This window comes from Maribacter sp. TH_r10 (assembly GCF_033101095.1).
Taxonomy (GTDB): Bacteria; Bacteroidota; Bacteroidia; order Flavobacteriales; family Flavobacteriaceae; genus Maribacter_A; species Maribacter_A luteus.
In genome coordinates this window covers 189,211-201,182 of the sequence record NZ_JAWMPY010000003.1, presented here as the reverse complement: position 1 = coordinate 201,182, position 11,972 = coordinate 189,211, and the positions used below count along the sequence as shown (strand labels likewise).

General features: G+C 40.6%; 9 protein-coding genes. All 9 read right to left on the bottom strand.

Annotated elements, in window-relative coordinates; genetic code table 11:
• Positions 1 to 2: 2 nt before the first annotated feature.
• Entirely contained in the window at positions 3 to 1,319 is a 1,317-nt protein-coding gene (locus tag R3X28_RS10125) for an APC family permease (protein WP_027126743.1), read from the bottom strand.
• An 80-nt stretch (positions 1,320 to 1,399) separates the two neighbouring features.
• Positions 1,400 to 1,834 (bottom strand): Fur family transcriptional regulator, encoded by a 435-nt coding sequence (locus R3X28_RS10120; protein ID WP_026753622.1) that lies wholly within the window; start codon positions 1,832 to 1,834, stop codon positions 1,400 to 1,402.
• Positions 1,835 to 1,870: 36 nt separating this feature from the next.
• Positions 1,871 to 4,378: a heavy metal translocating P-type ATPase gene (locus R3X28_RS10115; protein ID WP_044403645.1), complete on the bottom strand. Its 2,508-nt coding sequence runs from the start codon at positions 4,376 to 4,378 to the stop codon at positions 1,871 to 1,873.
• A gap of 9 nt (positions 4,379 to 4,387) precedes the next feature.
• Positions 4,388 to 4,735, bottom strand: a complete 348-nt coding sequence (locus R3X28_RS10110; protein ID WP_028281653.1) for an STAS/SEC14 domain-containing protein — start codon at positions 4,733 to 4,735, stop codon at positions 4,388 to 4,390.
• 50 nt (positions 4,736 to 4,785) lie between these two features.
• Positions 4,786 to 5,202 carry a Fur family transcriptional regulator gene (locus tag R3X28_RS10105; RefSeq protein WP_026775391.1) on the bottom strand — a complete coding sequence of 139 codons (417 nt, stop codon included), beginning with the start codon at positions 5,200 to 5,202 and terminating at the stop codon, positions 4,786 to 4,788.
• Between the two features lie 16 nt (positions 5,203 to 5,218).
• Positions 5,219 to 5,557 (bottom strand): P-II family nitrogen regulator, encoded by a 339-nt coding sequence (locus tag R3X28_RS10100; protein ID WP_026775392.1) that lies wholly within the window; start codon positions 5,555 to 5,557, stop codon positions 5,219 to 5,221.
• Positions 5,558 to 5,753: 196 nt separating this feature from the next.
• Positions 5,754 to 7,010: an efflux RND transporter periplasmic adaptor subunit gene (locus R3X28_RS10095; protein WP_026775393.1), complete on the bottom strand. Its 1,257-nt coding sequence runs from the start codon at positions 7,008 to 7,010 to the stop codon at positions 5,754 to 5,756.
• Positions 7,011 to 7,026: 16 nt separating this feature from the next.
• Entirely contained in the window at positions 7,027 to 11,442 is a 4,416-nt protein-coding gene (locus tag R3X28_RS10090; RefSeq protein WP_317664186.1) for a CusA/CzcA family heavy metal efflux RND transporter, read from the bottom strand.
• Positions 11,443 to 11,559: 117 nt separating this feature from the next.
• Complete coding sequence (locus tag R3X28_RS10085) at positions 11,560 to 11,955, bottom strand: hypothetical protein (protein WP_258364803.1); 396 nt, start codon at positions 11,953 to 11,955, stop codon at positions 11,560 to 11,562.
• Positions 11,956 to 11,972: the final 17 nt, after the last annotated feature.

Genomic DNA, 11,972 nt, shown 5'->3' with positions numbered 1-11,972 from the left:
TTTTAATGGTTAAAAAGTTCCTTTTCTTTTTCAGGGTCTATTTCATCTTTTGACTTTTTGTCCAAAAAATAATCAAGCACAATACCCACGATAACAGCACCTACGAACGCTGAATAAACCTGCCAATTAAATTGGATTATCAATGATAGACTTATAAGTATCGCCAAAATGGGTAAAATCGGCACTCGTCCTATAGCCAAAGGAACTTTAAATGGTCGTTCTTGCTCTGGTGCTTTAAACCGAAGCACGATAAGTGCGACATTTACGGCAACAAAAACAAGTAAAGCGCCTAAAGAAGACATACCTGCTACAATCTTAATATCGCCCAACAATAAAAATCCCGCAACTGCTGCCATAACTACAATAGTAGTAACCCACGGTACTTTCTGTGCATTGGTTTTGGTCATAAACTTTGGAAGTTCTCCGACACTGGCCATTCCAAAAAGCAGCCTACTTATGGATATGATACCACTAAAAGCAGCATTAGCCGTAGCAAAAAGTGCAGCGATAGCCAATACCACAGGCAACCAATTGTTGAGATTGGAAGCTGCAAGAGAAAGTGGCGAATCCACGTTTGCCAAAGCGGAAGGGTCTGCAATATTCAAAACCGTAAAAGCAATAAATAAATAAATTATTGTAGTTATTACCATAGTCATTAAAAATGCACGGGGAATTGTTTTCCCTGGGTTCTTAACTTCCGAACCCAAAGCTGCCATATGTTCAAAACCAGTATAGATAAAGAACAGTGTAGCTGTGGCCGCCAAAGTTCCAGAAATCGATTCAATTTTAAAAAATTCTGCTTTGGGTGGACCAGTTTCCAAAAGTCCAAATACTATCAATAATAACAATCCCAAAAGTTGAATGCTGACCATAATAATATTTGCTGTCGACGATTTTGTGATGCCTGTAATACTAATTAATGACAACACCAATAAAATGCCATAACTTATTAGAAGAGAGGGCATATTAAAAAACGTATTGAAATACCCCGAAAAGGCAAGTAACACGGCTGCAATGGTGGCCGAACTATGAAACGCAATCGTCCAACCCGTGAGAAAAGACGGAATATCAATTTTTGGAAATGCCTTGCGTACAAAAATAAATTCCGCACCAGCATTGGGATAGGTAGAGGACAACTCTGCATAGGACATTGCAGAGACACTAGCCGCAATTGCTGCAAAAATAAAACTCAACCAAAGGTCTGTGCCCGCTTGTCCAGCAGCTGCACCAATCACGGTATAGATTCCTGCACCCACAATCGTGCCAACGCCATAAAAGGTAAGTCGAAGCGTACCCAAAGATTTTTTTAGTTCTGCCATATTTTTTAGTTAAAGAGGGTGGAAAAAACCTGAACTGGACCATTGGGCGCAAAGGTTCAAGGTTCAAGTACTCCCACCTGTTATTTTTTCCTGCATTTTTCACATATTCCTTTCAATACTAGGTTCACATCGTTCACTTCATAATCGTCTGGCAAGCTCTCTTCCGATATTTTATTTGGTAAACAGATTGTTTTCCTACAATCGGTACAATGAAAGTGCATATGTAAATCTGTACCGTATTTACCTTTGGCGTTTTCATCAGAAATCGCATATTTTGCCACTCCGACCCCATCATTAATCTGATGAATCAACCCTTTATCCTCAAAAATCTTGAGATTGCGATAAAAGGTCGTTCTGTTTGCTGTTTTATTGGTTTCGCTCTTTTGAACAAAGGCCTTTTTCAAATCGGAAAAGGACACGGCACTTTGTTTCCTTTTTAGGAACTTGTATATCTTCGACCTCATTTTAGTAGGTCGAATCCCGTGATATGATAGTATCTTTTCCGTTTTGGTCATTTTAACCTTTTCAAAAGCAACCCTTTTTTATTAAATTTATTTTTTATAAGCCAAAAGCCTTAACGCATTAAAAACCACAAGTAACGTTGAGCCTTCGTGGATGACCACTGCAATACCGATATTGGCCCAACCCATAATGGTCGATGGTATGAGCAATGCCACAATACCGAGGCTTACCCAAAGGTTTTGCTTAATAATGGTTTTTGCCTTCCTGCTCAAACCTATGGCAAAGGGCAGGGTTTCCAGTTTATCGGCCATTAGGGCAATGTCAGCTGTTTCCAATGCTACATCACTGCCCGCAGCACCCATTGCGATTCCTACGGTGCTGTTTGCCATTGCAGGGGCATCGTTCACACCGTCGCCTACCATTGCGACTTTGGATTCCTGTTCTTTTAATTTTTTAATGGCATCAACCTTTTCCTCTGGCAACAGGCTTCCCCAGGCATCGGTCAACCCAATTTCTTTAGCAACGGCATCGGCAACCTTTTGATTATCCCCGGTTAGCATTATCATCCGTTTGATGCCGATTTCCTTTAATTTTTTCAGTGTTTCCTTGGCCGCTTCCCGTGGGGTATCCATCAGGGCGATGATACCGATATATTCTTTGTTCCTTCTTATGAGCATTGTGGTATTTCCACCACCTTCAAGTTCTTTTACTTTATTCGATATTTCTTCGGGTGGTTTTGCTTCATCGAGGTCTTCGTACAAGTCAAGGTTTCCAATATAGATTTTATCCTTGCCCAAAGAAGCTTTGATACCTTTTCCAAGAACAGCTTCCAAATCGGTCGCATCGGGTATTGAAGTGCCTTCCAGACGTTCTTTTCCATCCCTTACAACGGCTTTTGCCAAAGGGTGGTCGCTCAAATTTTCAACAGCTACGGCTATTTTTATAAGTTCATTTTCTTCTATATCCCCAAGTGGAACAACTTGGGTAAGTTTAGGCTTTCCTTCGGTAAGCGTGCCTGTTTTGTCAAAAGCAAGGGCGGTCAATTCGCCCAAGTCTTCCAGAGGTCGCCCACCTTTAATAAGTACACCGCCCCGTGCTGCCCGTGCCACACCGCTCAATACGGCGCTTGGTGTTGAAATGGCCAATGCACAGGGACTTGCTGCGACCAATACCGCCATCGCCCTATAAAAGCTGGCACTAAATGGCTCGTCGATGACCAAAAAGGCAAAGAGTAGGATACCCACCAATATCAGTACGGATGGTACAAAGTATTTTTCAAACTTGTCGGTCAACAGTTGGGTTGGGGATTTCTGGGTCTGTGCCTCGTTGACCAATTTGACCAGTCGGGACAGCGTAGAGTCTTTGGCTTCTTTGATTACCTTTATTTCCAGCGTGTTATTACCGTTGATAGTTCCGGCGAACACGCGGTTTTCATCATTTATATCATCATCTGCGGAATAGTCCCTGCTCGTATCTTCCACGGGAATTTTGTCCACGGGTACACTTTCCCCGGTAATAGGTGCCTGGTTGACGCTGCTTTTTCCATTGACCACGACGCCATCTGCGGATATTTTACTATTGGGCTTGACCACTATAATATCGCCAATACTCAATTCCTCAATTCCAACTTCTTCGGTCTTGCCATCTTTTTTGAGCAATGCCGTTTTTGGTGCTAAATCTGCCAGTGCCGCAATGGACTTTCGGGCCTTTTCCATTGCATAATGTTCAAGGGCGTGACCCAAACTAAACAGGAACAGCAACAAGGCACCTTCTGCCCATTCTCCCAAAATGGCTGCCCCAATGGCTGCAACAAGCATTAAGAAGTCAATTTCAAAACCGCCTTTGGCGACGGTCTGTACTGCTTCCTTGGCCGTAAAGAAACCACCGAAAAAGTAAGCACCAATATATAAAGTAAGACTGACCCAATCTGGGATGGATTCTACATAGGAAAGTCCGAAACCTATTCCGAGAAGTGCCCCACAGATAATGGAAAAAATGAGCTCCGTATTTTTACCGAAAATACCACCGTGGGCGTGATCTTCTCCTTCATCGTGGGTCTCGCCCTCTGTGGAAGTTTGTTCTTTAGTATCTTCCTTCTTTGAACGCTCCTGTTTTTTGGATGCTTTGGTGTAATCATTTTCGTTTGAAGAACTCCGCTGAATCTGAAGCTCTTCTTTTTCAATTTGTTTACTTATTTCATCAAAATTCGTTTGCTTTTTATCAAATTCAAGTCGTACCATTCCAGAGCCTGAAACGGAAACTTCCAAAACTCCATTGATTGTCAAAAGGCTTTTCTCTATGGAACGAGCCTGCCTTGTGTGTCTGATTCCTTTAACTTCAATGAGCAAATGCCCGTATTTTTCGGTAATCTCGGCACCAGTACTTTCGGCGAGGGATTGAATGCGGTCAATGGAAATGATATCTGGGTCATAATGAAAACAGAGCTGCGGCACATCATCTCCGTTTGCATCGGCAATGTGCACTTTTTCGATGCCCTCTTTAGCTTGTAGTTTTTGAATAAGCCTTTCAACACAAGAATCTTTTTCGTTAGGAACTTGCGGAAGGATGACCGGTATTTTTAGTTGTAGTTTTTCCATTTTTTATTTTTATTTTATCCACTCTTTGGCATCGTCTTTTTCTTCGGTCTTATAAAATTTTATATGAGCTTCTGAAAAAGGAAGCAATACCTCGGTAAATTGCTCCTGCCATTTAACGCTACCCACCAAAGCAACACGCTTTAAATGCTTTTCATTCGGAAGGTCTAATTCAATTCCCTTCCAATGTGCCTCTGCTGTCCAACCTTCAAAATTTTCCATCTCGATGTACCAGAAAACTTCCGGATGGGCAGTTATATGTTCTGTTAAGACTGGTATCAAGTTTTCATAATCCTTGGCATCCAGCTTTTTCTCTGCCACCATATATACAGTAGCTTCTTTTTTATAGATTGACATCATTACTCACTATTTATAAATGATAATTAAATTTAAAAACCAAACGTTTAATCCTAATTGCCACTGCATTTTTCGCAAATGCCCTTTACCACCAAGTTGATATCCTCGGTAATATAACCATCAGGTAAGTTGATGTGAGGGATTTTATGCTCTGTTAAACAGACCGTTTCATTACAATTGTTGCAATGAAAGTGCAAATGAAGGTCGTTGCCGACCTCGCATTCACAATTTTCTTCGCAAAGGGCGTATTTTATAACTCCCGTACCATCCTCGATTTGATGCACAATACCTTTTTCTTCAAACGCTTTCATAGTCCTAAATAGGGTACTTCTTTCACTGACCTTAAAATCCTTTTCCAAGTCGCCAAGGCTGATGGCCACATTCAACTCTGCCAACCGCTTATATGTCATAAGGCGCATAGCTGTAGGTCGTATTCCTTTGCTTTCTAAAAATTGAACTATTTTTTCCATTTGTTTAAAAAGAGATTTACAGGTCGTGCCGTTTTAAGGAATCTCCTGTTTTAATCTGAAAGGCATCTTCAATATTTGCTATATAAATAATACCATCTCCAGGCCCGTCGGTTTTGGCGTTGGCTATAATTGTTTCAATGGCCGCTTGGGCTTCCTCATTTTGACAGACCAATTCCAATTTTACCACAGGACTATCTGTTACGTGAAAATCTAGCGACGGTCTTGCACCTTTTGCCTTGAATGCGCCCGTGCCTTCTGCTTGTGAAAGGGTCATACTTTCAAATCCATTGTCAGAAAGTGCTTCAATGACTCTTTGGATTCGGTTTGGTTTTATAAATGCTTTTATTTCTTTCATCTGTTGATATTTATTTGTTTTTTAATGGTCATATGTAATTCCCCAATCAACATTGTGGTTGGTATCCACATTGTTATAGCTCATTTCATATTTTTAAATTTTTAATCGATTTTGAACCGAGCCTGTTTTTTAATTTTTAACTAACTAATTAAGACGATAAACAAACTCGGAATCAAAATCTTTGATTGTTATTGAATTAATGTCCGTGTTCCAGTTCGCCCTTGACCATTTCCGAAGACAGGTTATAAGCTCCGTTTATCACGACTTTGGCATCCTTTGAAACTTCGGCAGGCAGGTTGACTTCAACAAAGCCTAAATCAGTAATACCAACCGTTACGGGTATCATTTTAAATTTCATTTTGTCCGCTTCCATTTCTTCATCTTCATCCAAAATAAAAATAAAGGATTGCTCGCCTTCTTTTATAATGGCAGCTTCCGGTACGGCAAAACCCTTTTTCTCGCCTTGCACTATTCGCCCTTCCACATACATACCCGGCAATAGGTTTTTATCCTTGTTTTCAATATCTGCCAGAACTTCCAAAGCTTTTGGGTCTGTATTGAAGGTTTTACCAACAGACCGAACGGTTGCTTTAAGCAGTTCATCTGGACGAGAGGCCGTGGAAAAATATATCTGTTGCCCTTGCTTGATTTGCTTTATGTCCTTCTCATATACTTTGAAGTTGACATAAATTTTTGAGTTGTCGCTTATCGAGAACATTTTGGATTGTTGTGCCACGTAATCGCCAAGGCTAATCATTACTTCATCCACATACCCACTTATAGGCGAGGTAATGGGAACAGCGGAATATATCTGTCCTTCCGCCACTTTGTCCGGGTTAATGCTCAACAGTCTTAATTGGGACCGCAAACCATTGACGCTGGATGTTGTAGAACGAAATTTTGACTGTGCCATTTGAAATTCCTTGCCAGAAGAAACACCTTTATCATAAAGAGTCTGCTTGCGCTCAAAATCCTGTTTCAAAAAGACCAATTCATCATTTTTTTCCTGATAATCTTGTTGCATTGCAATGATATCAGGGTGTTCTATATATGCCAACACCTGTCCTTTGCTTACGTTATCTCCGGGTATTACTTTTATGGAACTCACATTTCCACCAACAAAAGGACTTATGTTCGCCTTGTCCTGTGGGAAAAGTTCCAGCGTTCCTGTTACCTTAATGTTGTTCCCTAAATTGCGTTCCTCCAAAAGTTTCATTTCCAAACCTATGGTTTCGGCCTGTTGCTTTGTGAGTTCCACAACGCCTTCTTCCTCGCTGTGACCTTCTTCTTCTCCTTCACTGTGGCCTTCCTCGCCGTGTGCATCTTCTCCAGCTTCATTGGTTTTTGATACGCCTTCGGCTTCGTTATGCCCAAGTTCAGATTTTGGGGCATCATTACAACTCATAAACATAAGTGTAAATAATACGGTACTTACTAATAGTATATTCTTCATTTCTCTTTTTTTAAGGTTATAAATTGCCCAATTGATATTGCATATCAATGGTCTGCTGGTTAAACTGATTGATGTATTGTAAATGGTTTTGTTTAATGCGGATGGCACTATTGAGAATCGTGATGTAATTGACGTAATCTATTTCGCCTTCTTTAGATGCCAATTGTGCGGTGGTAATTTGTTCTTCTGCCAAGAGTAGTGCGCCTTCTTCGTAATATTGCAAAATCTTCTTTGTTTTTTCAAGGGATTTGGTCAATTGCGACACACGACTTTCCGTGACCGCCTTTTGTTCCAAATATTGATTCTCTGCTACCATTGCGTCTGCCTTGGCTGCCTTGACCCTCGACTTCTGGGGAAAAAACCATAACGGAATGCTAATACCTGCCTGATAGGTGTTGAAGCCTGACACTTCATCCACAACCTGTCTGCCATACGATAAGCTGAATTTCGGTAGGAATTGTGATTTCTCAACGCCCACGTTTGCTTTACTTACTTCGGCATTTTGCAAGGCATATTGCAACATTGGGTTATTCGCTACCGAAGTGGAATCTAATGTCGCCATAAAATCCAATGTTTTGTATGGTTCACTAATCGTTTCAATGGATTCATCCGTTCCCAAATATTGTTTTAAGGCACGTTTGGCTATTTCAATATCATCAAAGGCTTGTTGCCTTAATACTTGAATCTGTTGAAATTCGGAAGAGGCTGAAATAAATTCCAATTTGCCTGTTTCTCCCGTATCATACCGAAGTTGGGCAGCGGTCTTAAAATTGGCATAAATACTGTCCAGTTGGTCTGCAAAGCGCAACTGCGCCTTATAATAATTTATTTGGTCATACGCTTGCATCACATTACGCACCAATTGTTGTTCACTGGCCACATAAAACTTTTCTCCCAAGGCAATACGCTCTTTATAAAACTTCGATTTTGAAAATCCGGATAGCAAATCAATATTGCCCTGTTGCACACCAACGGTTGTTTGTACTCCAGGAAGATTATTACCATATTCTTCTTTGCCTGTGAAAACTTGGGTGCTACCAAGGTCAAAACTCGTTCCCTTTAGTGCTTTTTCCCGTTCAATAAAAGCTTGGCTCTCTTTAAGGGATGGATAATTCTGTTTTGCCAGAGCAATGGCCTCATCAATGGTCAATGTCTTTGGAATTGTACCATCTTGATTAATGTCTTGAGCAAACGCAGTTCCAGAAGCCATCAAACCTCCAACCATCAATAATACAGTTACAATGTTCGTTGATTTGTTGACATAACTTACATCTCCATCGTTATTGTTTCGTTTCTTTCTCGATTCGAGCCAATAATACAATACAGGAAGGACCACAAGCGTTAAAAATGTTGCGGTTATCAAACCGCCAATAACCACTGTTGCCAAAGGCCGTTGCACTTCCGCACCGCCAGAGGTAGAAATCGCCATCGGGATAAAGCCCATAATGGCCGCCGTTGCCGTCAGCAGAATTGGTCGTAAACGTTCGTGCGTTGCTTCGTATATTCGTTTTTTTAAGTCTGTCATTCCACTTTCTTTTAGTTCATTGAATTTGTTTATCAGTACCAACCCGTTTAAAACCGCAACTCCAAAGAGCACAATAAAACCTACTCCGGCAGAAATACTAAAAGGCATTCCCCTTATCCAAAGGGCAAACACGCCACCAATAGCCGCCAAGGGCACTGCCATATAAATCATTAGGGATTGTGAGAACGAACTCAATGCAAAATAGAGCAATATGAATATTAGGAAAAGTGCAATAGGCACTACAATCATCAATCGGTCTGAAGCACGTTGAAGGTTTTCAAACGAACCTCCGTAGGTTACAAAATAACCTGGCGGTAGTTTCACGTCCGTTTCCAATTTTTGCTGTATTTCCTCGACCATCGATTTCACATCGCGCCCACGAACATTTACACCAACCGAAATACGACGAGAGGTATTGTCCCTTGAAATCTGCATTGGCCCGGGTTTGTAGCTGATATCTGCCACTTCCTTTAAAGGCACTTGCGCTCCGTTTGGCAAATCGATATAAAGATTTTTAAGGCTGTTGATGTCCTGTCTAAATTCCTTTGCCAAACGAATGACCACATCGAATCGTTTTTCGCCCTCAAAAATCACACTTGCCTGTTCGCCTGCAAATGATGCACTTACATAATCGTTCAACTTGTCAACGGTTACACCATATTGGGCCATTTTTGCACGGTTATATTCCACCGTCATTTGAGGTAAACCGCTTGTAGCTTCCACATTGAGGTCAGCCGCTCCGGGAACGGTTCTGATGACCGCTGCGATTTCCTGTACCTTGTCGGCTAACACTTCTAAATCCTCGCCGTACAATTTAATTGCCACGTCCTCACGAACACCGGTAAGCAATTCATTAAAACGAAGTTCTACGGGTTGGGTAAACACGAAATTTACGCCGGGAACGACTGAAATTTTTTCTTGGATTTTTTCTATGAGTTCTTCTTTACTCTCTGCGGAAGTCCATTTACTCTTATCTTTTTCAAGAATAATGTAACTATCCGCAATGTCCATAGGCATTGGGTCTGTTGGGATTTCGGCCACACCAATCCTTGAAATTACCGTTTTTACCTCTGGAAATTCATTGATTAAATTTTGAAGTTTTTTTGAAGCCTCAATGGATTCTGTAAGACTGCTCCCCGGTTTTATCAACGCTTGAAACGCAATATCGCCCTCATCAAATTTAGGTATGAATTCGCCACCCATATTGCTGAAAATAAATCCTGCAATCAGTAATAGAGCAACTGCGCCAATCACGACACCAGCTCGAAAGCGAAGTGCAAAATTGAGCAATGGTACATACCCTCTGTTTAAACCGGACATTATTTTATCACTGAACCTATCAATCTTGTTTTCAAATTTGGCAAACCAACTATTCTGATTTTTAGCAGGTTTTAGGAACATTGCAGAAATCATTGGAACATAAGTAAGACAAAGGATAATCGCTCCTAAAACTGCAAATCCGAAGGTAAATGCCATTGGACGGAACATTTTTCCTTCAACACCTGTTAAGAACAAAATGGGGGTAAATACAATAAGGATAATCAATTGTCCGAAAAATGCCGAATTCATCATCGTACTTGCCGATTCATAGGCTATTTCATCCATTTCAGACTGGTCTATGGCGGTTGTGGTTTTTTTCATCCGTTGATGAATGTGGAATACCATTCCTTCTACAATGATTACAGCACCATCCACGATGATTCCAAAATCGATTGCACCCAAGGACATTAAGTTTGCCCATACACCAAATTGTTTCATCAAGATAAATGCAAAGAGTAATGATAAAGGGATTACCGAAGCGGTAATCAAGCCACCACGGAAACTTCCCAAAAGCAAGACAAGCACAAAAATCACAATCAATGAACCTTCAATAAGGTTTTTTTCAACGGTGCTTGTGGTTCTTCCAATGAGTTCACTTCGGCTTAAAAATGTATCTATGTAAACGCCTTCGGGTAGGGATTTTTGTATTTCTACAATGCGCTTCTCCACATTTTCGACTACGTTGCCTGGGCTTTCGCCTTTCAGCATTAAAATTTGTCCACCAACAGTTTCGTGTCCATCTTGGGTAAACGCACCATAACGTACCTGATTACCAAAGCCTACTTTTTCGGCGACATCCCGGATTAAAACAGGACTTCCATTTTGAGTCGTCACAACTGTGTTTTCCAAATCCTCGATACTTCGTGCCAATCCTTCGCCACGGATAAAATTGGCTTGGTGGTTTTTTTCAATGTAAGCACCACCAGTATTGGCATTGTTGACTTTCAAGGCTTCAAAGACCTGATTCATTGTAATACCGAAACTTTTCAGCTTATTAGGATTTATTGCAACTTCATACTGTTTTACATAACCTCCAAAAGCATTGACCTCGACCACTCCGGGGACTAATGCCATTTGACGTTTTACAATCCAATCTTGGATGGTACGAAGCTCCATTGCATCGTACTTATCTTCGTAGCCCTCTTTTAATTTTAAGGTGTATTGGTAGATTTCGCCAAGCCCTGTAGTTATTGGTGCCATAAATGGCGTGCCGAAGCCTTCGGGGATTTCTCCAGCAACTTCGGTTAATTTCTCTTGTACCAATTGCCGGGGAAGATATGTGCCTGCCTCGTCCTTAAATACAATGGTAACCACGGACAGCCCAAAACGGGATACTGAACGCAGCTCGATAACATCAGGAAGGTTTGCCATTGCCAATTCTACCGGATAGGTAACAAATTGCTCAATATCTTCAGTACCTAAATTTGGGGCAACTGTAATAACCTGTACTTGGTTGTTGGTAATATCGGGTACAGAACCCAGATTTATAGTGGCCATAGACCAAATGCCCGTACCTACAAGTGCCACTATAAAGAGCCCAATAATAAACTTGTTATTAATGGAAAATGAAATGATTTTGTTAATCATAGAAAAAGTATTAATTCAGTTTAAACCTCGCAATGCAATTAGATGCAATGCGTTTATAATGGGATGCTTACTTTGAAAAGCATCACGTAAGGATATAGCTATCCTTAAAAAACTGAATTATACTTTAGGGGGTTGGAAAAGCGATTCCAGATATCTGGAAGTGAAGTTTACTTTATGTAAGGTAAACTGTTTTTTCCCTTCAAACTTTAGTTGATTGGTTAAAGCCGAATTGTTGTTCGCAATAATTAATACTAGAGGGTGACAACATTGATGATGGGAATGGACTGGTGTATTCTCCTTATCTGGGTTATTATGATGCCCTTCATTTTTTGCATCATTGTCAATGTAATCTTCAACTACATATTCAAGGAAAGAGTCTCCATAAACTTTATGGTCTTGATAATGGGTAATAATGCTTGAAATTTCTTTAATTGGCCCACAAAAATCCATATCAATGCTAATTCCTTGAAAAAAGGATAGAAACGACATTGATATGGAAAAGAATATTTTCATAAAGTTTCACAAAGATA